This window comes from Tenacibaculum xiamenense (assembly GCF_964513065.1).
Taxonomy (GTDB): Bacteria; Bacteroidota; Bacteroidia; order Flavobacteriales; family Flavobacteriaceae; genus Polaribacter; species Polaribacter xiamenense.
This window is the reverse complement of the sequence record NZ_CAZEQU010000011.1, coordinates 155,056-177,990: the sequence shown is the minus strand read 5'-3', so window position 1 is coordinate 177,990 and position 22,935 is coordinate 155,056. Positions and strand designations below refer to the sequence as shown.

The following is a 22,935-nucleotide window of genomic DNA, read 5'->3' as shown; positions in this document are numbered from 1 at the left end:
TTAGAAGGGAGCTAAAGGGGAGAATGGGCTGTGAATTTCCATTGCAGAGAGTTGATCGTATTTCAATTCAGATTCAACAGGGGATAATACAGTAATACCAGGAGTAGTTTTTCTACTCTTTAGCATTTCTATTTTTCAAGTAGTTAGATTTTCATACGTAGCCAAACTATGGAAGTAACTCAAAAAGTTAACAGATGAAATATTTAGGAATACTGTTAGTAGTATGCTCTTTTTTTAGTTGTAAAAAGGAAGATGTATACACCAATGTTGAACTCGTTTTTGAACAGCCTTCAAATTTTCCTGAACCTCATTACGATTTAAGCACAAATCCTTTAACGGAAAAAGGGTTTGAGTTAGGGAAAAAGTTGTTTTATGATGGGAGTTTAGCCGCAGACGGAGTAGTTTCATGTGCCTTTTGTCATCAGCAACAATTTGCTTTTACACATCACGGACATCGTTTTAGTCATGGTGTTGAGGATAGAGAAGGTAAACGAAATTCCCAGCCTATTCAAAATATGGCATATCAAAAACAGTTTTCATGGGATGGAGCTGCTTTTCATTTAGATTTATTTCCAATCATTCCAATTACGAATCCAGTAGAAATGGATGAAACTGTAACTGATGTGATTCAAAAGTTAAAAGATAATGAAGAGTACAGAGAGTTGTTCGGATTAGCCTTTGATGATGGTCAAATTAATGTGGAAAATACATTTAAGGCGATGTCACAATTTATGATCATGATGGTTTCAGCTAATTCTAAATATGATAAATATGTGAGAGGAGAAGGAGCTGTTTCTTTTACATCGCAAGAACAAAGAGGATTAGAGCTTTTTAAAAACAAGTGTTCCACGTGTCATACTTCAGATTTATTTACGGATGATGCTTTCAGAAATAACGGTCTTTCGATTGATCCAAATATTAATGATTTAGGAAGAATGACGGTAACTTTAATTGAAACAGATAAATACAAGTTTAAAGTACCGAGTTTACGAAACGTAGAAGTGACTGGACCTTATATGCATGATGGTAGGTTTGGCTCCTTAAAATCGGTATTGGATTTTTATTCGACTGGCGTTCGTGAAACTGAGAATTTAGATCCACTGCTTAAAAATACGGATGGCACGTTAGGAATTCCCTTAAATGAACAAGAAAAGGGAGACATTATAGTTTTTCTAAAAACACTAACTGATAACGAATTTCTTACCGATGAAAGATTCGCTGAATAAAATTATAGTACTAGTTTTAGTACTAGTAGCATTTCAAAATGCAGAAGCAAACAATCCATTCCCAAAGTACTATTGGGAATTTTTAGAAGAATGCGACGCCTGTGGTTGTAGCAACAATGGTGGAAGCTTAGGTTTAGGAGGTATTATTGATAATAATTTTGTCGGTGTTCGATATTTACATCAAAAATACCAATCAAAAGACGGGATTTTTAATAATTCACCTGTAATAAACGAGTATTTCAATACGATACAAGTTTGGTCGAGAATTCCCATTATCAAGGAATATTTGGAAGCTCAAGTTTTTGTCCCAATACATTTTCACTCGAGAGAATATGTAGACAGAACTACTGCTATTAATGGTTTAGGAGATGTGTCTTTTTTAATTAATTATACCGTTCTGAATAAGAAAGGAGGTAATTATAATGAAGAAAAAGACAAGGTTTCTTCACACAATCATATGCTAAAACTTGGAGCAGGATTAAAACTTCCAGCAGGAACATTTGATGAAGCAATTGACAATTCTATAAATCCTAGTTTTCAATTAGGAACAGGAAGTGTAGATTATGTAACCAATCTTCAATATGTATACAAATACAATAATTTCGGAGTTACTAACTATCTGAATTATTTCTTTAAAACAGAAAACAGTGAAAAGTACAGGTTTGGAAACCAGTTTAATTTTAATAGTACTTTTTTCTATGTTTTTAAAGATTCCAAAGAAAACAACTTTGTCCCTTCACTTGGAATATCAGGTGAGTTTTATGATGCTAATGAGATACTAGGAATTTCAATTAGAAATACCCAAGGGCACGCCTTATTTTCAAGTCTGGGAGCAGAGTATAATTCAAAAAAACTTACAATCGGAGTATTGGCCATGTATCCAATACAACAAGAACTGGCGCAAGGAACTATAGATGTAAAATATAGATCAAGTGTCTACTTAAATTACAATTTCTAGGATAACACATAATAATGAATAATAAGTATATAATAACTATTGCTATTTTACTATTAGCAATTACTACACATGCACAAACACTTTTTAAAGGGAAAGTAGTTGATGAACAAAATAAGCCATTATTTGGAGCAAACATTATTTTCAAAGAAACTCGTACAATTGGATCGGTTACCGATAGTGAAGGTAGTTTCATGATTAAAGCTCCAAATGGAAAGGTTACAGTTTCTATGATGGGGTACAGAACAAAACAACTAACACTTGTTGAAAATAAGGAGAACATTATTACACTGGTATATGAAACGGAAGGTTTAGAAGAAATCATAGTTTCAGCGAGTAGAGAAGTTCAAAAAAGAAGAGAAATACCCGCATCAATAGGGTTACTAACGGCAAAACAGATTGAAGAAACAAAGGCTTTTGGTATTGAACAAATAGTTAACCAAGTTCCAGGGGTTTTCATGAGTACTTCAAAAGCATCGGGTAATGAGCAACACTTTATGGCGGTTCGTTCTCCAATTTCAACAAGATCTTTGTTCTTGTATTTGGAAGATGGATTACCAATTCGTCCTGTTGCAGTATTCAACCATAATGCTTTGTTGGAAATGAATAATACAACGTTTAACAGAGTGGAGGTTTTAAAAGGCCCAGCATCGAGTATTTACGGAAGTGAAGCTATTGGAGGAAGTTTTAACTTCATAACAAAAAATCCGAGTGAAAAACTTAAAGGTTCAATAGGTTTTCAAATCAATGATTTAGGACTTACCAGATATGAAGCGGAAGCATCAACAACATTGAATAAAAAGTATGGCTTTTACGTTGGAGGACATCATGCAAGAAGAGATAATGGTTTAATTGGACATTCCGATTATGAAAAAACGGCAATAACGTTTAAAAATGTAAATGACTTTTCTGAAACATTACAATGGGTGAATAGCATGACTTTGATTGATTATCGTTCTGATATGTCGGGATCGTTATCTGAGAAAAACTATTCCGATGGAAACTATGAAAGTAATCAAACCTTTACAGAAAGAGTCGCTAAATCGTTTAGGTTTCGATCTACTTTAAATAAAATCTGGAATGATTTGCACAAGACTTCGGTGAACTTTATGTACAGAAATAACGAAATGAACCAAATTCCATCATATAGAATCAGACAAAATAGAGTTGCTGGAGTTTTAGATGGAACGGGAACAGGTGAAATTAACTCTAATAAATTCCAAAGTTATGTAGGATTAATTCAGCACAAGATGGATTTTGATTTTGCAAACTCTAGTTTGATTGTTGGAACAACTGCTGACTTTTCACCACAAACGTATGAGGCAGAAACTATTGATGTTGATGTGAATACTGCAACGGCGCAAAATGTTGGATATACGGTAAGAGATGGTCAATACATTATGAAATATGAAGCCGATATCTTTAATTATGCTGGATACGCTCAGTTTGAAATATCTCCACTTAGAAAAGTAAAGTTTACAGGAGCGTTACGTTATGACGGATTTACTTACGATTATAATAATCTAGATGAAGGAAATTCAGGGGTAAGTGATACAAAAGTTACTTATAATAATATTGCTCCTAAATTAGGTTTAAACTTCGATATCAGTAAAAATGTTGGAGTGTACTCTAATTATTCAAAAGGTTTTACACCTCCTCAAATAAGTACCTTATTCCGTAATGGAAGAAATAGTACAGGGTCAGTTTTCTCATTAAAACCATCGAAGTTTCATAACTATGAAATTGGTGGGTATTTTATGATTCCTTCGAAGTTAAAAGTTGATATTGCTTTATATCAATTGGATGGTATTGATCGATTAATTTCCTTAAGAGATGATAACGGGACTTTCGTTCAGAAGAATGCTGGGAAAACAAGATCTACAGGGGTTGAATTAGGTGTGAAGTATTCAATTTTAGAGAATCTATACTTGAACTATAACGGAAGTTATGCAACGCATAAGTATATCTCTTTCTTCGAAAATAATGTAGATTATTCGGATACAGATATGAAAACGGTCCCGAACTATATTGCCAATACTACATTAAATTATCGTCCTATAAAAGGTTTATTGTTAACCCTAGAACATGAACAAGTAGGTTCGTACAACACAAGTTTTGAAGAACAAGCGATTGTTGGAACCGACAGTAATAATGATCCAATTTTTGGAACAACTACCTATGCGGGACATAATGTATTCAATTTCAGAGCGAATTTTACCTGTCGTCAATTCGAAGTTTGGGGACAGGCTTTAAATCTATTTGATAAACTTCATGCTGTAAGAGCTTCATATAGTCGATGGGCAAGAGAAAACACTTACAGTATTGGTAATCCAAGAGCATTTCATTTTGGTGTAAAGTATAACTTTTAAACTCCAAGGGGATTCGTCCCCTTGATTTTAATATATGAAAGATAGAAAATTAAATCAATGGTTATGGAAATGGCATTTTATAGCGGGGCTAATTTCATTACCATTTGTGTTGGTTTTATCTGTTACTGGAGCTATGTATCTTTTTAACCCTCAAGTTGAAGACGATTATAAAAGCTCCATGACTAAGGTGATAAATAATAAGGCTTCGAAGCTTTCTTATCAGGAGCAGTGGTTAATTGCAAAAAAGAACATGAAGAAGCCATTGAACTCGATGATTGTGTCAAATGATAATCAATTGGCTACTGAATTTATAGCAGGAAGATTCAGTCATAAGAAATCGGTTTTTGTCGATCCAAATACAGGTGAAGTAACGGGTAAGTTTTCACCAAAAGACACTTGGATGTATACAATAAGAAAACTACATGGTGAGCTTTTAGGAGGTTCTTTTGGAACAAAAATAATTGAGTTGATAGCCTGTTGGATGATTGTATTAATCATTACCGGACTTTATGTTTGGTGGCCTTTTAAAAGAGGAGTTCGTGGAGTGTTTTTGCCGAGGTTAAATGAAGGGAAGCGTACTTTTTTTAGAGATTTACATGCTGTTTTAGGTTTCTGGTTTTCTGGATTATTATTACTGACCTTAGCGGGAGGTCTACCATGGACAGATGTTTTTGGAGGCGAATTTAAATGGATTCAAAAGGTTACCAATACTGGTTATCCTAAAACATGGAGTGGTAGAGGATTGACATCTGAGATAGAAGGTGAAGCATTGACTTTAGATAAAATGATTGAGATAGCCAAGGGGCAAAACTTAAAAGGAGAATTGTATGTAGGCTTGCCAAAGTCGGAGAAAAGTACGTTCAGTGTTTTCAATAAAACTTTTGATTTGGATGCTCAAAGAATGCTACACTTTGATCAATATGATGGTAGCTTGATAAAAAAGCATACATGGAGTGATGTAGGAGTGTTAATGAGATCGCGAATGTGGGTAATGGCATTTCATCAAGGACAATTCGGAGGATGGAATTTTTGGATCATGTTTGGTGTTGCTTTGATGCTAACGATTATGAGTATTGCCGCCATTGCGTCGTATATACTAAGGAAACAGAAAGGAACTTGGGGTGTTCCTAAGGTGCCAAAAACATTTTCAGTATCATCATCTATCATCATTATTATCGGAATTTTATGTGTGCTTTTACCTCTTTTTGGACTAAGTGTTTTACTGATTTATGTAACTACTTTGTTTCAACGAAAAGCGGCACAGTAGTGAAATATTTCCTTTAAATTTAAGTTAAAAGAATAGAAACAACTGTAAGGATTAGTACTTTTGAAGACCAATCACCTAATAGTTAACTAAAAATTATCAATATGAAGAAATCGATTTTATCAATTATAGTTTTTGTCGTTGTTTTAGTATTTTCAAGTGAAGCAAACGCTCAAAAATTTCCAGGGTTAGATAAAAGTCCAATGGATGCTGCATCATACCCTTCAAGTTATAGAGAATCAGATAAAAAAGTTAAGATTATATATAGCCGTCCACAATTAAAAAGTAGAAGTTTATCGAAACTAGCGCCAGTTGGGAAAGTTTGGAGAACAGGAGCAAATGAGGCTGCTGAAATTACTTTTTATGAAGATTTAACCTTTGGAGGTAAAGAAGTAAAAGCTGGAACGTATACGTTTTTCACCATTCCAGGAGAGAAAGAATGGACGATCATTTTAAGTACAGCAAAAAACGTTTGGGGTTCATATTTCTACCAAGAAAGTGAAGATGTTGTAAGAGTTACTGGAACAGTATCAAAAAGTAAAAAGAACTTAGAGGCTTTTTCAATTGTTTTTGATGGCGAAGATGAAAATTTCAACATGTACTTAGGATGGGGAAGAACAATTGTAACCATTCCTGTAAAAGGATAAAAATCTTAAAATTTTTAAGAAAAAAATGTTCTTCATGAGAAGGGTGTTTAAGTGAAATTAAATCAGGCTTTTAAGTCTGGTTTTTTTTGTTTTAGAGAAGTTTGTTTTTGTAAAAATTGTCGTTTACATCCAAATTTTATCAGTTTTTGGCATAGTAGTTGAATAAAAGAATCCCTGAAAACTAAAACTACTATTATGAAAAAAGCAGTACTAGCAATCGTATGTATGATTGCATTTGCAACAGTAAAAGCACAAAATGTAAAAGTTGGAGTAAAGGCAGGATTAAATGTCTCTTCATTTAATCATCAAAAGTATATTTTACCGGACGATGGCTTCGGCGTTGAACACGCTTTAGATCCTCGAGTGGGGTTCCATATGGGGCTGTCATTAGAAGCGAAATTAGGGAAGAGTTTTTCGTTACAACCTGAAGTAATTTATTCTCAATTGGGAGCTGGTTCAAATAAATTTGATGTGTCTTTAGATTATCTATCATTGCCTGTTTTGGCTAAGTTCTATATCGTAAAAGGATTCTCTTTTTCAGCAGGACCACAATTTTCATTTTTACTTAATAAAACGACAAAATTTATGAATGTTGATTTCAATCCTGAAATAGAAAATTTCGATGTTGGAGCACATCTAGGTCTTGGCTATAAATTTGATAATGGAGTGTTTTTTAATGTAAATCATGTAATTGGAGCAACAGAAATAATTAAACAGCGTATGCAGAACAGAAACAATGTTTTTCAGGTATCGTTAGGATATCAATTCTAAAAAAGAATACTTTTAAAATAACAAAACCGTTGAAGATCTCTTCAACGGTTTTTATTTATAAGCTATTTGCTATTGATATTATTCGAAAAGTTGATACTTTAATTCAATTGAATCTTTCATTTCGTAAGTAAAAACCATTTTAGAGAAATCAAAAGGTTTGTGAATTTCCATTTCTAATGGGATTGTTAATGAAGATTCGTTTCTTTCAAGCCAAATATCCTCGAATATATTCACTTTTGTATCTAGTGAAAAATAGTTGTAATCTTCAATGTTTAATTCCTTCACATTTACCGTTATTTGAGGAAGTTTTTTAGGAATGGATTTGGTAGATGCGTGTTCCAAAACAGATTGCCTTACATCCAGTATAGTCTCTGTTTTATCTGCTTTGTATTCTTCATTTGTCATTGACATAAGAGATAAATTCATGCTAACCTGAACATTGTTTGGAACTACATAAATGTCCTCAGAAAGTTGGGGAAGCATATTAAAAAGAATAGGTACATAGCATTCACGAAACAGTAAAGCATCTAAAGTTTCACTATATAAAATATGATAGTCTTTATCTTTTTCAAATTGAAAAGTAATTGCATCAGCTTGGTAGTATTCACCTACATAATCATTTAATCCCAAACCAGAAATCAATTTTTTAGCATGATCTAAGGCAAGGGCGTTAATTTCAAGTACGTCAAATTGAATCTCTTCTGAAGTAAATAACTGAGCAACTAACGTAACGAAAGGTGCGTAAGGACCACATCCTGCATAAAAAATGTGAATTTTTTCATTCGGATGGATAGCTTGTTTCTTTTTAATTGCAGCAACCATTCCTTTTAAAAACTTAACCGTTCTTTTGTAATCCAACAAACATTTGGCTGCATGATTCATACCCAAAGCTTTTCCTTTAGCTGTATTGACAGCCGCTAAATTTGGGATAGAATCTTCAAAACTTGCAATACCGATAGTCTCATGAAAGTATTGATGAATATTATTGATGGAATTCTCGATTTCAGCGAATGGAGTATCGGGATTCAAAATTTTTAAAACTAAATCTTGAAGATTAGTAGTAGTGTTTGTTTTCATGTTAGTTAGTTGTTTTAGTTGACTTTATTCTTACTCAAATGTAGGACAAAAGTCGCATTAAAACCAAAGTGGAAATTTCCATCGTGGAAATTAAAATTATTTGTGGTTTGCGAAATAAACGTGTCATCGGCAAAATTTCGTGCGTTGGTCATTTGAAATTGCAACAATAAATGGCTCAATTCCCAATTAACTCCAATCATAAAAGGATTGTAGGTGGGTACAGTTTTAGATGGATTAAAAACTTGATAGTATTCCGAAACTATGGAAACATGTCCTCCGACTTTGTATCGAGCTCCGAAGCCTAAAGCATATTGATTCTTTGGTTGCCCTTCAAAAATGCTATTGTTTCTTGTAATAAAGATAGGAGATAATTGTGCTGAAAACTTAGTATTGAATTTCCTTGCAATTAATAATTGTGTGGTATAACTGAATACTGATGAAGTATTATTTTGAGAAGTAGGTATTCCGTATTGGTCATATTCAGGAAGCCCTTCCTTGTTGCGATGAGAAATGGTTTGAAGTAAAGCCATGCTAAATGGCGATTTTTTGGAATTTTTTACCTGTTTAACGAATTTATATTTCAAAAATCCGTCTGTAATCTTATCAAAGTTAGTGTAACCTGCACCAATAGTAAAGTTATCGGTAATAGCATAATCCAACCCAAATCGAATACTTACTTCATCCGCTAAAAAGCGTTGGGTTGTTCCTTCCTTATGATTCCAAAATCGATTATACATAGAAATTTCAAGAGCACCTTGTTTTCTTGTTTCTATGGAATGTCCTAATCCTATTCTTGTTGTTTTAAAAGTGGCAATTTCGTAAACAGGAGTTTTTGGAAACTCTTTATCTAGTTGGTTCAATAGATCTTGAGCAACAAGAAGCGAAGGGAAAAACAATAGTGTTAATAAAAGTTTAGTTGGTTTCATATGGTAAATATTGGAAGTTAAACTTTACCAAAACAACTTTGGCAATATTATTAGCTAAAATTGGAGGTATTTTAATATTAAAATCGTTTACGGTTAAATTGAATTCTCCTGTTAGTTGAATACCTTTTTCGGATTTGGTGATGGTTGTTTTAATTCCTATTTCTTTTGAAATACCATGTATGGTAATGGTCCCATTAATTAATTGAGTTTGTTTGGTATTCTCTTCAATATTAAAGTTTTCCAGAGATCCTTCGAAAGTAGCTTTCGGATAAATATCTGATTCGATATAACTTTCATTAAAATGTTCATGCATCAGATCTTTCTTGAAAACAAAAGCTCGCATCAACATACTTACTGCGATTTTTTCATTGTCCAAATCAAGAATACTTAGTACTTGATTGTTTTTAGCTTCAATGTTTTCAACTGAAGCATAAGAAAAGAAGGTAACTTGTCCCTGTCGAGCGATAAACTGATTGGGTACCGAGTCTCTTGCAAAAAAAGTAGAGAGCACTAGCAGTAATGAGAAGAGTTTATTCATTGTTCTTTAAAGTGTCTATATAACAGTCCAAAAGGATAACATCTTTTAAATACCCTTTGCAAATCCCTTTTATATAGACGGTTTGGTTGTTTTTGAGTTGATTGAGTTTGTTTAATTGGTTTTCATTGAGATCACAAATAATATTTGAGTTCTCAGAATTTCCCGCTAAAATTATGGTTTTTCTATCGTTTAAATATGAAATTTCTTTAACAGTTCCGTATACTTCTACTATCTTGTTGGTATACAGATTATCTGCTTTTTTTTCATTATCAGAATATAATTCCACAAGATCTTCCGAAGCAATACTAAAATGTGGTTCCAACGATTTAATTCCTTTAGTATCAATAAAAAAATAATAGCATAGAAACCCGAATAAAAGGACTAGACCACTTTTTATAAATACTTGTTGTTTTTTTATCATTGGAGAAAACGAAAAATTCATTTCAAAGAAACTCATTTATTTTAATAATTTTAGAACAATTTTGTTGAGAGAGGAAAAAATAGACCTAAAAAGGAAAAAAACTAGTTGTAGTTTTGAGTATTAGATGTAAAAATGAAGAAAGACAAATTATATTTATTTACAGTTTTAGCCATTACGTTGGTGTTTCTTATAATTTCTGTAATTGGAGCTCAGTATTTTATTAAGGTAAGCGCCAATCAGTTAATAGAAGTACAGGTAGAAACTAGTAAAAGGGAAGCCAATGAGATTGCAAGTATCTTGAATTTTCAATTGAAAACAAATCATGATAAAAATGCAATTTTAGACAACCTTCAGCAAACCATCTCAAAAACTAGTTCTGATACATGGTTTATATCTGTTTTCGATTGGTCAGGAAAGAAAATCTGTCATCCAGATATTACCAAAATTGGCGAGCCTGTAAATTCAAAGCCTAATTTGTTAGCATCATTGAAAGAGAAGAATAATTCAGACGATTTGTACGATCTCCTAGTTTCGAATAGCAATATGGGAAATAATAGTGAGGTTGTTTCAGAGGTAATACACATTGCTCCTGTAAAAAGTTCGGATTTAATTGTAGCTGCCAACGTTAACACCAGTAATGTTCATAAGCAATTGAGAAAGTTGAAGCGCAACTTTTACATGATTTTTTTAATCATGGGAGTATTGGTGATCGTTTTATCATCTGTTGCTGTGAGGATCATAGGAAGTAGCTATGAGAAGCAACTCGAAATGAAAAATTCTAACTTGGCAAATGAGGTAATCAACCTTTCCAGATTAAATACAGATTTAATTTCTTATCAAGAGAAAAAAGAAAAAGAGACACAGGAGGTCGAAACAAATATTGAAAAAGTAAGTGAGGTATCTGAGAATAGTAGAATACGAATTCTAACATATATTCGTAATGAACTGGTACCTGTCTTAATAAGTGATATTGCTTACATTTATACTGAAAACACAATAACTTATATTGTTTGTTTTGATGGTAAAAAATCTACTTCAAACTCGAGCTTGGATGATATGTACTCTAACTTAGATGAAACTCTTTTCTTTAGAGCAAATCGTCAGTTTATCATTAGCATTTCTGCAATTGATAAAATAATCAAGTACGGAAAAAGCCAGTTGAAAATCTTGTTGCATGCGAATACTTCAGAAGAGATTTTGATTAGTAAAAATAAGGCTGCCGAGTTTAAGCAATGGTTAAATATGTAAAAGAGTTTTAGATTAAAATCTTCTTGAATTCTTGACCAAACGAAGTTTTACAATCATGATTTTGCATTTTATTTTGTAAAAAAGAAGCAGTTCTAAAGAATTGAACGGGCGAATGCTTTTATAATATCTAAATAACCGTAAATTTGCATCCTTTAAAACAAGAAGTTACGAAATGCAATACAATCACAAAGAAATTGAAGCAAGGTGGCAAAAGTACTGGGCTGATAACGGTACATTTAAAGCTGAAAATAATTCTGATAAACCTAAGTATTATGTGCTAGACATGTTTCCTTATCCATCAGGAGCTGGATTACACGTTGGACACCCGTTAGGATATATCGCTAGTGATATTTATGCGCGTTATAAGCGCCATAAAGGATTCAATGTATTGCATCCTCAAGGATATGATAGTTTCGGACTACCTGCTGAGCAATATGCAATTCAAACGGGACAGCATCCAGCAATTACTACTGAAACCAATATAAAAACGTATAGAGGTCAGTTAGATAAAATCGGATTTTCGTTTGATTGGTCTCGTGAGGTACGTACTTCTAATCCTGAGTACTATAAATGGACACAATGGATTTTTATACAGTTGTTCAACTCTTGGTATAATAAAGAAACTGACAAAGCAGAAGATATTTCAACGTTAGTTGCAACATTTGAAAAAGAAGGTAATACGAACGTAAATGCAGTTTCTGATGAGGATATTAAGAGTTTCTCTGCAGAAGAGTGGAGTAGCTTTTCTGAAACTGAGCAACAAGCAATTTTACTACAATATCGTTTAACGTATTTATCAGATACGGAAGTAAACTGGTGTCCTGCTTTAGGAACTGTGTTGGCAAATGACGAAATAGTAAATGGTGTTTCTGAACGTGGTGGACATCCTGTTGTTCGTAAAAAGATGACGCAATGGTCAATGCGTATTACAGCGTATGCACAGCGTTTATTAGATGGATTGAACAAAATAGATTGGCCACAACCATTAAAAGATAGTCAAACCAACTGGATTGGTCGCTCTCAAGGAGCCATGGTTTCTTTTAAGGTAGATGGTTATGATGCAAATATTGATGTGTTTACAACACGTCCTGATACTATTTTTGGAGTGTCTTTTATGACGTTAGCTCCAGAGCATGATTTAGTAGCCAAGATTACTACCGACGAACAGAGAGAAGCTGTTGAAGCCTATGTTGAGGCTACAGCAAAGCGTTCTGAACGTGATCGTATGGCAGATGTAAAAACGATTTCAGGAGTGTTTACTGGAGGATATGCTTTACATCCGTTTACAGGAAAGCAAGTGCCAATTTGGATTGGTGATTACGTGTTAGCTAGTTATGGAACAGGTGCGGTAATGGCGGTTCCTTGTGGAGATCAGCGTGATTATGATTTTGCAAAGCATTTTGGGTTAGAGATTCCAAACATTTTTGAAGGCGTTGATATTTCTGAGGAGGCTTTTGCTGATAAAGAAAAAACGGTTTTAGCGAATTCTGATTTCCTAAATGGACTGAATTATAAAAAAGGAATGAAAACCGTGATCTATGAAATGGAGCAACGCGGTTTTGGTTTCGGAAAAATAAACTATCGTTTACGCGATGCGGTATTTAGTCGTCAACGTTATTGGGGAGAGCCGTTCCCAGTGTATTATAAAGACGGAATGCCTCAAATGATTGATAAAAAACACTTACCAATCGTACTACCTGAAGTAGAAAAGTACTTGCCTACTGAAGATGGAAAACCACCGTTAGGAAATGCTGAGGTATGGGCTTGGGACACAAATACGGATACAGTAGTTTCAAATGACAAGGTCATTTCGAACAATAGTGAGAAATCTGAAGATAACGGAATTTATCCGTTAGAACTAAATACCATGCCAGGTTGGGCAGGTAGTTCTTGGTATTTTAACCGTTATATGGATGCTCGTAACGATGGAGAGTTTGTAAGCAAAGAAGCGGTTGAGTATTGGAAAGATGTCGATTTATATATTGGAGGTTCTGAGCATGCTACAGGACACTTATTATATGCACGTTTTTGGCAAAAGTTCTTGTTTGATAGAGGCTTCTTACCTGTTGATGAGTTCGCAAAGAAATTAATCAACCAAGGAATGATTTTAGGAACTTCAGCAATTGTTTATAGAGTTTCTGGAACGGATAAATATGTTTCGGCTGGTTTAAAAGATCAATATAAAACGGAAGAGCTACGTGTAGATGTAAAATTGATAAACTCATCTGATGAGTTAGATATTGAAGGTCTTAAGAATTGGCAGCCTCAATTTGCGAATGCAGAGTTTGAATTGGAAGATGGAAAGTATATTGTTGGTCGTGAAGTTGAGAAAATGTCAAAGCGTTGGTTTAACGTGGTAAACCCTGATGATATTTGTGAAGAATATGGTGCGGATAGTTTACGTTTGTTTGAAATGTTCTTAGGACCATTAGAGCAATTCAAACCTTGGAAAACCTCTGGTATTTCAGGAGTATACTCATTCTTGAAAAAACTATGGAAGTTGTTCCATAACGGAGATAATTTTGAAGTTTCTGAAGGTGAAGCAACGAAAGAAAACTTAAAAACATTACATAAAACCATAAAGAAAGTAGAAGAAGATATCGAGAATTTCTCTTTCAATACATCGGTTTCTACGTTTATGGTTGCGGTGAATGAATTAACTAAGCAAGGATGTAATAACAGAGCAATACTTGAGCAGTTATTAGTATTAATTTCTCCTTATGCGCCTCATATTGCAGAAGAGCTATGGAGTAAGTTAGGTTATGAGGAATCTGTTGCTTTTGCTGCTTTCCCAACGTTCGAAGAAAAGTACTTGGTAGAATCTGAAAAAGAATATCCGATTTCATTTAATGGTAAAATGCGTTTCAAATTGAACTTACCATTAGATATGAGTAAAGAGGATATTGAAAAAACAGTAATGGCTCATGAAAAAACACAACAACAACTCGCAGGACGAGAGCCAAAGAAGGTGATTATTGTACCTGGGAAGATTATCAATATTGTTGGGTAAAAGTTATTTCACTGGAGAGGTACTGATTTAGAGAGCATATTCTAAACTTACCCTCCAATAATTCAGGAGATTTCTCCTTATCGGTCGAAATGACTAGCTATATATAAAATTAAGAAAAAGTCATTGTAAAAATTTGCAATGGCTTTTTTGCTATAGAATTCCTATTGTTCTCATAATTTGGAGTATAAAAGTTATGTTGTCATAAGCAGGCAATCCAAAAATAACGACGCAAGAGCCTATAAAATGAGAAATAAACTTATTTACAGTTTTAGCCATGTTGTTATTTTAATACTTTTTGTACACTTTTACATTTCTCTCCTGCATTTGTGAATTGCATATAAATTATATTCAATGCCTTAGTAACTTTCATTGGAATTTTTAAATCAATATCATGTTAAGAAGTGTTTTAACCCTAGGTAAAGAATTGAAAAAGGATGAGCAACGTTCTATTAATGGTGGAAGAGGTGTATGCGGAGGCACAGGAGGTATGGTAGTGGCAGACCATCACTGTAGTAATAATAACTATGGAACGGTTTGGTTTCGCGGAAAATGTTATGCTTGCTATTAAAATCATAAGCGACTTTAAAGTCGCTTTTTTATTTTATAAAGCTAATTATTCTGATGGCTTTTATTCGAACAAGTATTATAAAAGATCTTAGATTGATTATGCCTTGTCCTCACTCGGGCGATACTTTTTTTGTAAGCCAAAAAGAAAATTTCGTAAAAATTGATCTTTGCAAACTCTATACTGATCTTGTTTAGGGTTTCTAAAAAAGGCACTCAATTCATGCTTACTTATGTTAAGTTTTACCAGAGCAAGCGTATCAATTATATCGAAGTCTTTAAAATTTAAAGCGATTTTAAGTTTTCTCAAGATGAGGTTATTGTTCAAACGTTTTTCTGCTATTGGAGCTGGTCCCTCTCTTTTTCCTCGTTTAAAGACAATAAGACCGTTTAAGAAATTAGCCAGTTCTTCATCTTCCATAGCTTGATAAGAAGGGTGATCGTCCTTTTTCAACCATTTACTTACTTCTTCGATGGTTACTTTTTGTTCAACTAAGGTAAATAGTTCAGCTATTTTTGCGTCTTTAAAGTCAAAAATGTATCTAATTTGACGAAGAATAACGTTGTTTTGCATCTTTACAGTTTGAATACTTGAGTTTTGTTAATTTGATATCTTGTTGAGAGGCAAAGATACCATTAACTATCGGGGTTTTATGTTTTAAAAAGATAAAACGTAAGTTATGTAGGAATTGATAAATATGGGGCTTTTTTAAAAGGGTAAAAAGTAAAAGTGAATACACTCTTTGAACTGAATTATCCAATGAAATTAGATTCAATTTGCATCTTTTTCGTTTTTTATCAAAACTTTTATTAATTTACAATAAAATAAGAGTTTAGTGAGTTTTTTATCATGCAATCATAACTTGCCGTCTTCAAATGCGCAGTATTATGAGTCAGTTGACGATATTCCTGATCAAGTATATGAAGATCTTCGGTGCAAAAAGAATCTTTATTTCAATCCAAAATATTTAATTGCTTTAGAAAAAAATAATAACCAGATTCAATTTGGTTATATTGTTATGAACGATATCGAAGGGAAAGCAATTGGTCTTTGTATTATTCAACTAATAGATTTTCATATTGACAGTTTTCAAGATGAGAACCAAACCTTTTTTGAGTATGTCAAGTGTATTGGAAGAAAGCTGAGAATCTTACCTTCTGATAAACCTATGAAAATACTGACTTGTGGTAATACTTTTGTCACAGGAGAACATGGTGTTATTGTTCGTCAAGATCAGGATAAAAAGAAAATTTTGAAAGAGTTTGTTAAAGCTGCTTTAGAGTTAGTGAATTCCAGAGAGGATTTAAAAAAAGAAATAGATGCTTACATGATCAAGGATTTTATAGAAGAATCACTTTCAATTACGGACGAACTCAAAACTGAAGGGTTTTACTCTTTTAAAGTAGAGCCCAATATGATTATGAGAATTGATAGTGATTGGCAGGAATTCGATAGTTATCTCGCCGCTATGAAAACGAAGTTTAGAGTAAAGGCGAAAAAAGCATTTTTAAAGAGCTCCAAATTAAAGATTGAAGATATTCAGTTACACACTTTAGATGAATTGTTACCTGAAATGACACAACTGTATAAGAAAGTGTCTAATAGAGCTGAGTTTAATCTCGGAACATTTAATCTAAATACATATAAAACACTTAAAGAGAATTTAGGAGACAGCTATATTTTAAAAGGATATTGGTTAGAAAACAAATTGGTGGGTTTCCTATCGGGAATTGTTAGCAGAAATACCTTAGATGCCCATTTTGTTGGGATTAATTATGATTTAAATAGGGAGCTGGCAATTTATCAACGCATGCTCTATGATTATATAGAAACCGCTATAAAAAGAAGGGTGAAATGGTTGAATTTTGGAAGAACAGCTAGTGAAATAAAAAGTTCTGTAGGTGCTGTTCCCCAAGAAATGACCATTTATTTAAGACATAGAAAACACCTTCCAAATAAAATACTTAGTTTATTTTTGAATAAGATAAAACCAACAGAGTTTAATCAGAAATTTCCGTTTAAAGCAAAATAGAGGGACAAGATATCAGTTGCGATTTTGGTAGTTAGATTCATTATAAATGTTGAAGAAAACTTTTAGGATCGTTCATACAATTTCTGATATCGGAAAATAATCATGACAGTAAATGAAAGACACTAAAGAACTATTAGAAATATTAATATTGGATGATATCGGAGATAATTGTTTTAATGGTATTAGCAAAGATATCGGAAGTCCAAATGTATTTGGAGGTCAGGTATTGGCGCAATCATTGAATGCGGCTTATAGAACTGTACCAAAAGAAAGAATTTTACATTCGTTACATTCTTATTTTTTAGAAGCGGGAAACCTAAACATACCCATAACATATAGTGTTCAGGTTATTAGAGACGGAGGTAGTTTTTCAACGAGAAGAGTAACTGCTCATCAAAACGATAAAACCATATTTATTTTGGCTTGTTCATTTCATAGAGAGGAAGAAGGATATGAACATCAAATGCCAATGAAAAAGGATTTGAAACAACCTGAAGAATTAATGAGTTGGTCAGATATGTTAGCGCAGTTTGGTGACTTTTTACCTAAGAAATTAAAAGAGTTTTTAAGTATTGAGCGCCCTATTGATTTTAAACCTGTTCAAGTTGTAAATCCTTTGATGAAAGAAGATTTGCCTCCCGTTGTTGATGTTTGGTTTAAATTGAAAGGGAATCAAGGAGATTTGAAACTGGCTGTAAAGCAACAAATACTAACCTATATTTCTGACTATAATATCTTAACAGCTTGTTTGTATCCAAATGCAAGTAAAGCACATTTTGGCAATACTCAAATGGCAAGTTTAGATCATTCAATGTGGTTTTATAGAGATTTTGATTTTGATGATTGGATGTTGTTTTCTATTGAAAGTCCAAATTCTTATGGGGCCAGAGGTTTTGCTTGTGGTAATATTTATTCGCGTGAAGGCAAGTTAATTGCTTCAGTTGCACAAGAAGGTTTGATGAGACCAATTAGGAAAGACAAGTAGTTGAAGTATAAGTTTTGATTACCTGCGTCTTCTGCGCTTACCAACAATCATGGATTCGCAAATTAGGTAGCGAGCAATGTAATATATCATTGTATATGCAATAACATAAATTATACTATAATCAAGAAACTTATTAAATGTCATTAAAACGTCAGCGATAATAATCAAAAACAATCCAAACAGAAAGTATTTATTTCTTCGGTTCATCTTGTTTAAGTAGTTTAAATAAGCAAATAGAATCATAATCGCAGAAGAGAGTCCCATAGTCATAAAAATGCCTAATATCTCCTTCAAGTATGGTTTAAGAACAATGTAGATAACTACAAATAGTAACAAACATAAAACAAGATAGAAAATTAGGAGGTTTAATTTGGTTTGAAATATGGCCCTTCTAGCAATAATAATATACAAAATCCTATTGGCTATCAAAAGCATTGAACCTATAACTAGTAAGTCTGTATCAAAGATTAAAAAAGCGTCAGAAGCAATTGAAAAAAGCAATACCATTAAATACCAAATGTTTATCACTCTTGATCTATTTAGGTACATGAATGACAAAAAAATTAGAGAGAGAAGCTTTAAAACAAGCTCCAAAATAGAGTCGTTATCGATAAAAATTAAAGATAACAACGATGATAAAAAATAAAGAATGGCATATTTGTTCTCTTTCAATACCATAGAAATGGGCTTCTGATTGACATTTTTTTAATGAGTGTAGTTAGTAAGTCGAAAAATGTCGATTAGCAGCTATTGCTTAAATGTAATAAATATTTTCAGAATTATATGATATATATTAAAAAAAAAGACCAAAGTGGAATTCCACTTTGGTCTTTTTTTTTAATATATAAACGAATTAAGTTTTTACTTATCCTTTTACAAGAACTATTTTTTCCATTTCTTTTTCTACAAGTTTTTTGTAAAAATCCTTTACAGTTTCGTAGTAATTAGGTGAAATAAGATAGTGGTTCATTTGTAATACACATTGAACCCGAATTTTGTTTTTATTGTGAGCAACTTGGTATTTAAAAACTCCCATATTTTCTGGCAACCCAATCGCCAAAGGTTCTGGAGCCGATTCAACAATATAGTTCTCCGGAACTGTTATTGTCGTAGAAAAGGTATCCTGCCAAGGTAATAGGTAATCGATAGGATAATTTCTTTCGTTTGATTTGAAAGGGTTTTCGCTTTTAGCTAGAAAAAATAGAGGAGTTAGGTAAAGTTTACCGTTAATCTCTTCAACAAGATCTTCAGAGGTAAATTTAAATGAGCGTGTTGGTTTTTTATGGAGCTTATCTTTATTAACATCTTTAAAATTATCGATTTCAACGTTATATTTATTTTCTAAATCACTAATAATATCTTCCTCCTTCTTACTTTCATTATTTTTTCTGAAAAGCATGGCTACGTGGTCTTCATATGTTCTTCTGCACATACCTTCAACAGATAAATCTTCATTGACTTTAATATGTAATTTATTAGATTCTTTAGCAAGACTCGTTGGAACTAATGGTACTGAGTTTGAAACTCCATTTTTTCTAATTTCCCTTCCTACCCAATTTAAACAACGCAATGGTAATACATTTGGTACCGAAAATTTATCTGTAGCGTCCATCAATACGTAAGAGCCATCAGCAAAATTAACTTTTGAAATTACATAGTTAAAACCTTTTCTGGTAGGAAAAATAGGAATACCATTTGTTTTGGTACTTACTAAAACTGGGTTTGCTGTTAATCCAGCTGAACGTAACATTGATGTTAAAATAAGGTTGATTTCTGCAACATTTCCTTTACCTTCTTTGTAGGCTTTTCTTACCCCTTTATCCGTAAATTTACTATGATAGCCGTTCCATGTCATTTTAGATTTAACAAAATTGAAAATACCAGCAATTTTTTCATTATCATTTTTTGCTATTTCTAATATGCTATTTAAATCGTCTTTATAATACCCTGATTTGTCCAGCTGTCCACCGAAACTTGATGAGTTAAAAATCTTTTTACTAATGTCTTCCCAAGAGGTAGAGAAGTTTTTATAAGCTGAATTTGGGAATCTTGTTCCTGAAAGCTCAAACTCAATTCCTCCTCTGTAGTTTCTGATGTTTCCAACATACGGCTCGTTATCCTTCATAGCAGGGATGTCTGTACCATTGAATTTGTACTTAGCACCATTGTAGGTTACGTCTTCACTATAGAATTTTGTAGTGGTTACAGGTCCTCTAGCTCTATACTTTGATTTGAAAGTAATAGTCTTTCGATAAGTACTTTCTTGCAATGGTACTGAGAAGAAACCTTTAGATCGCTTATTAAAAATGAAGTACTCAGGAATTTTTACCTCGTAATCAAGAACATTAACTGGAATTCCATACTGAAAGTTCAGCGTATTTATGTACCACCAATATGGAGAAACTATTTTATACTTTAATTCAAGCACACTACCTTCTTTTATTTGAGGGAAGGTGATTTTTTTTTGAGAGTAATATTTATCTATTTTTTCATCAAAAATATTATTTGAGGTTACTTTAGTTTTTTCAGTTTTCCCATCAACGATATTAAAAGTGTAAGCCTTTTCAATATTTACTCTTTCTCTATCACCAGAGTCAGGAACATAGTATGATATTTCTTTTGTAGCATATTCAAAGCCTTCTTTAGTATATATTTTTATTCTTTCATGGCATTCGGTAATAACCATAAATCCCTTGTTGCTGTCATAATCCAAATATGTTTTTCGCTTTTTGTATAAGTATGATGCGTCTGCCGTAGAGTCTTTAGGATGAATAGTTTCCATTAGCTCATCCTTTGATATTTTACCGAATTTAAACTCTTGTGAAAAGGTGTTTAGGGAGGCAAATAATAGTGTAAAAGCAATTAATTTTTTCATGTGTTTTTGTTTTTAATGGTCACTTGTAACCTCGATTCATTAGAAAATTATGGGGTAAGTTTCATAACTATTCTAAGAAATTTCAGTCTCATAGTATTTATTGTTTCGTAAGCTCAATCCTTTGGTTGTCGTAACGAGCAATGGATTTTATGAATTTTCTATATAATTTGTAATCTTCCTTTGGGAAAATTCCTTCGGTTATAGAAAACTCTCTTTTGTATTTTATGGTTTTATCGCCAACTTTTTCAAGGGAAGCTTTATAATGTCCAAATTTGTTTTTGATCTCTTTAGCTTCAGGAAGTCCATTTAATTGGTAGTCTTCAGGAATCTCGATGAGGTATTCATCTTTATCCTTAAAACTAAATTTCAATTTCAATGGCATTTTTCTGTTTCTGTATCGATCAGGAATGTTTGTGTTTCTGTTTAAAATATTGGGTTTGAATAAATAATTAGATTCGCCTACAGTTGCAAAGTTTTCTATGGTAATGTCAATTTCTTCAGTAAACTCAACAGCATCTTTATCGTTTTTAAATTCTGTTGATACTAACTCAAGATTATTATTGTAGTCCCAAACATGTTCTTTATAATATTTTTCTAATTCTTTTTCTGTATAATTTTCAACATAGAACTTGTTGTCATATTGATTTCCTGTTGATTTTATGTTTAAAGAAGTGGATAGGTTCCCGTTTTTTAACAGTTTCACTTTTGCAAAAGTATTTTGGAAACTCGAATCTTTGTAGCTCGGAGTTCTTTTAATGATTCCTCCCTCAGGTGTTATTACGAGTACGTCTCTATCATCGGTAAAATCTCCTAAAAAACCAAAAGGCATTGTTTGACTGGTGCATTCTAACCAGATGTCTTTTTTCCCCTCATTCGGAATATTAAGAATCATATGATTTCCTTGAATAGAGGAAAAGTCCGAGTCAATATTTCTTTTACTACCGGAATAAACCAAAACATGATGTGATTTAATTCCAACGGCATTAAGTAAGGCGTTTGTATAGTTGGTTAAGCCTTTACAGTCACCATAACCAGATTCATCAACTTTATTAGCTGCTATGGGTTCCCAACCTCCTATATCAATTTGAACACCTATGTAACGTGTTTTATCTTGAACGAACTGATATATTTTTTTTACTTTTTCTTCTGTTGTTTTGAGGTTTTTGATTAAGTTTTTTACTTCAGAAATTGTTGATGGCGATAATTCATCTTTATCAGAATAAAGATTGGTGTACATCCATTTTCCAAATTCCGTCCAGTTTTTTGCATAGCCTTTAACGCCTTTTAAGGAAAAAGAATTCAATGCTAACGTTACTAAAGGAGTTGTTTTATAAAAGGGGGGTGAACTCTTTTCATACTTAATTGCTGGTTGATTAGCTAAAGTATATTTTAAATTTCGTCCATTTTCTTCTTTATCTATTTGGTAATTATTGAAGTTTTCTTCGAGTTTCCTAATTTCAATTTTGGCTGGATTATTTAAAAAGAAATTATTTTCCTCTATTCCAATACGATATCCTTCTAAGGGAAGCCATCCCGGAATAAGAGCAGTGGAAGAGTTTTGATATTCTGATTCGAAGACAACAGTATATGGATAGGATGTTGGCGTGTATTCTAAATATTTCAATCTAGAGTCCGAGTATAACTGTCCTCCTTCTACAGCGCTTACATCTTTAAAATCACTTTTAGAGTATTTTTTAATTTTATTTCCTAAAGCATCGTATATAATGGCAGACAATTTTTTAACTCTCGTATCGTCATTATACCGTTGATAAGCACCAATATGTTTACGACCTCTTTTGTTGAGAACGGTAACTATTCGTTTCTCTGAAATTGAAAGTTCATCAATAGAGTTAATGTTAATATTCTGTTCAGAAAGTCTTAGAACAGCATCAGCATTAACTTTTAACTCCTCTGGAATAAGGAGTGCATTTAATTTTGTTTCTTGAGAATATAGCAAGTTGTTAAAAAACAACACTATAGCAATTGTTGTATATATGGTTTTCATGCAATTATTTATCTAACTAAA

The 22,935-nt window shown here is 32.7% G+C and carries 20 protein-coding genes; 11 read left to right on the top strand and 9 right to left on the bottom strand.

Annotated elements, in window-relative coordinates; translation table 11 throughout:
• Complete coding sequence (locus tag ACKTTV_RS04055; RefSeq protein ID WP_408029534.1) at positions 1–126, bottom strand: hypothetical protein; 126 nt, start codon at positions 124–126, stop codon at positions 1–3.
• 68 nt (positions 127–194) lie between these two features.
• Here ACKTTV_RS04055 and ACKTTV_RS04050 point away from each other — a divergent pair, with 68 nt between their 5' ends.
• The 6 genes from ACKTTV_RS04050 to ACKTTV_RS04025 all read left to right on the top strand — a co-directional run bounded on the left by ACKTTV_RS04050 (position 195) and on the right by ACKTTV_RS04025 (position 7,232).
• Complete coding sequence (locus tag ACKTTV_RS04050; protein ID WP_408029533.1) at positions 195–1,226, top strand: cytochrome-c peroxidase; 1,032 nt, start codon at positions 195–197, stop codon at positions 1,224–1,226.
• Positions 1,207–2,184, top strand: a complete 978-nt coding sequence (locus tag ACKTTV_RS04045) for a transporter (protein ID WP_408029532.1) — start codon at positions 1,207–1,209, stop codon at positions 2,182–2,184. The genes ACKTTV_RS04050 and ACKTTV_RS04045 overlap by 20 nt, the downstream gene beginning before the upstream one ends.
• Positions 2,185–2,198: 14 nt before the next feature.
• The gene (locus tag ACKTTV_RS04040) at positions 2,199–4,550 is read left to right on the top strand and encodes a TonB-dependent receptor (protein WP_408029531.1); all 2,352 of its coding nucleotides are present in this window, start codon (positions 2,199–2,201) and stop codon (positions 4,548–4,550) included.
• Between the two features lie 34 nt (positions 4,551–4,584).
• Positions 4,585–5,817: a PepSY-associated TM helix domain-containing protein gene (locus tag ACKTTV_RS04035; protein ID WP_408029530.1), complete on the top strand. Its 1,233-nt coding sequence runs from the start codon at positions 4,585–4,587 to the stop codon at positions 5,815–5,817.
• Positions 5,818–5,918: 101 nt separating this feature from the next.
• Complete coding sequence (locus ACKTTV_RS04030) at positions 5,919–6,461, top strand: DUF2911 domain-containing protein (RefSeq protein WP_408029529.1); 543 nt, start codon at positions 5,919–5,921, stop codon at positions 6,459–6,461.
• A 195-nt stretch (positions 6,462–6,656) separates the two neighbouring features.
• Positions 6,657–7,232 carry a porin family protein gene (locus ACKTTV_RS04025; RefSeq protein WP_408029528.1) on the top strand — a complete coding sequence of 192 codons (576 nt, stop codon included), beginning with the start codon at positions 6,657–6,659 and terminating at the stop codon, positions 7,230–7,232.
• 78 nt (positions 7,233–7,310) lie between these two features.
• Here the strand turns inward: ACKTTV_RS04025 and ACKTTV_RS04020 are convergent, their stop codons facing one another.
• From ACKTTV_RS04020 to ACKTTV_RS04005, 4 genes are read right to left on the bottom strand one after another with little or no spacing between them, the layout of a single operon-like run.
• The gene (locus ACKTTV_RS04020; protein ID WP_408029527.1) at positions 7,311–8,309 is read right to left on the bottom strand and encodes an SAM-dependent methyltransferase; all 999 of its coding nucleotides are present in this window, start codon (positions 8,307–8,309) and stop codon (positions 7,311–7,313) included.
• A gap of 14 nt (positions 8,310–8,323) precedes the next feature.
• Positions 8,324–9,235 carry a DUF5777 family beta-barrel protein gene (locus ACKTTV_RS04015; protein WP_408029526.1) on the bottom strand — a complete coding sequence of 304 codons (912 nt, stop codon included), beginning with the start codon at positions 9,233–9,235 and terminating at the stop codon, positions 8,324–8,326.
• Positions 9,222–9,773, bottom strand: coding sequence for a YceI family protein (locus tag ACKTTV_RS04010; protein WP_408029525.1), 552 nt, complete (start codon positions 9,771–9,773; stop codon positions 9,222–9,224). Before ACKTTV_RS04010 ends, ACKTTV_RS04015 begins: the two co-directional genes overlap by 14 nt.
• Positions 9,766–10,230, bottom strand: a complete 465-nt coding sequence (locus ACKTTV_RS04005; protein WP_408029524.1) for an OB-fold protein — start codon at positions 10,228–10,230, stop codon at positions 9,766–9,768. Before ACKTTV_RS04005 ends, ACKTTV_RS04010 begins: the two co-directional genes overlap by 8 nt.
• A 96-nt stretch (positions 10,231–10,326) precedes the next feature.
• Between ACKTTV_RS04005 and ACKTTV_RS04000 the strand changes: the two genes are divergently transcribed.
• The 3 genes from ACKTTV_RS04000 to ACKTTV_RS03990 all read left to right on the top strand — a co-directional run bounded on the left by ACKTTV_RS04000 (position 10,327) and on the right by ACKTTV_RS03990 (position 15,020).
• Positions 10,327–11,442 carry a LytR/AlgR family response regulator transcription factor gene (locus ACKTTV_RS04000; protein WP_408029523.1) on the top strand — a complete coding sequence of 372 codons (1,116 nt, stop codon included), beginning with the start codon at positions 10,327–10,329 and terminating at the stop codon, positions 11,440–11,442.
• 172 nt (positions 11,443–11,614) lie between these two features.
• Positions 11,615–14,452: a leucine--tRNA ligase gene (leuS, locus tag ACKTTV_RS03995; protein WP_408029522.1), complete on the top strand. Its 2,838-nt coding sequence runs from the start codon at positions 11,615–11,617 to the stop codon at positions 14,450–14,452.
• Positions 14,453–14,843: 391 nt separating this feature from the next.
• Complete coding sequence (locus ACKTTV_RS03990) at positions 14,844–15,020, top strand: hypothetical protein (protein WP_408029521.1); 177 nt, start codon at positions 14,844–14,846, stop codon at positions 15,018–15,020.
• A 96-nt stretch (positions 15,021–15,116) separates the two neighbouring features.
• On the opposite strand, the gene ACKTTV_RS03985 is transcribed toward ACKTTV_RS03990, so the two are convergent.
• Complete coding sequence (locus ACKTTV_RS03985; RefSeq protein ID WP_408029520.1) at positions 15,117–15,590, bottom strand: YehS family protein; 474 nt, start codon at positions 15,588–15,590, stop codon at positions 15,117–15,119.
• A gap of 262 nt (positions 15,591–15,852) precedes the next feature.
• Between ACKTTV_RS03985 and ACKTTV_RS03980 the strand changes: the two genes are divergently transcribed.
• Together ACKTTV_RS03980 and ACKTTV_RS03975 are read left to right on the top strand one after the other, a co-directional pair.
• A complete protein-coding gene (locus ACKTTV_RS03980; RefSeq protein ID WP_408029519.1) occupies positions 15,853–17,049 on the top strand; it encodes a GNAT family N-acetyltransferase in 1,197 nt (398 codons plus the stop codon).
• Positions 17,050–17,161: 112 nt separating this feature from the next.
• Positions 17,162–18,034 (top strand): acyl-CoA thioesterase, encoded by an 873-nt coding sequence (locus ACKTTV_RS03975; protein WP_408029518.1) that lies wholly within the window; start codon positions 17,162–17,164, stop codon positions 18,032–18,034.
• An 18-nt stretch (positions 18,035–18,052) separates the two neighbouring features.
• Here the strand turns inward: ACKTTV_RS03975 and ACKTTV_RS03970 are convergent, their stop codons facing one another.
• The 3 genes from ACKTTV_RS03970 to ACKTTV_RS03960 all read right to left on the bottom strand — a co-directional run bounded on the left by ACKTTV_RS03970 (position 18,053) and on the right by ACKTTV_RS03960 (position 22,914).
• Positions 18,053–18,712, bottom strand: a complete 660-nt coding sequence (locus ACKTTV_RS03970; RefSeq protein WP_408029517.1) for a lysoplasmalogenase family protein — start codon at positions 18,710–18,712, stop codon at positions 18,053–18,055.
• A 187-nt stretch (positions 18,713–18,899) separates the two neighbouring features.
• On the bottom strand, positions 18,900–20,909 hold the full coding sequence (locus ACKTTV_RS03965) for a DUF3857 domain-containing protein (RefSeq protein WP_408029516.1): 2,010 nt from the start codon (positions 20,907–20,909) through the stop codon (positions 18,900–18,902).
• A gap of 97 nt (positions 20,910–21,006) precedes the next feature.
• The gene (locus ACKTTV_RS03960) at positions 21,007–22,914 is read right to left on the bottom strand and encodes a DUF3857 domain-containing protein (RefSeq protein WP_408029515.1); all 1,908 of its coding nucleotides are present in this window, start codon (positions 22,912–22,914) and stop codon (positions 21,007–21,009) included.
• Positions 22,915–22,935 lie beyond the last annotated feature (21 nt).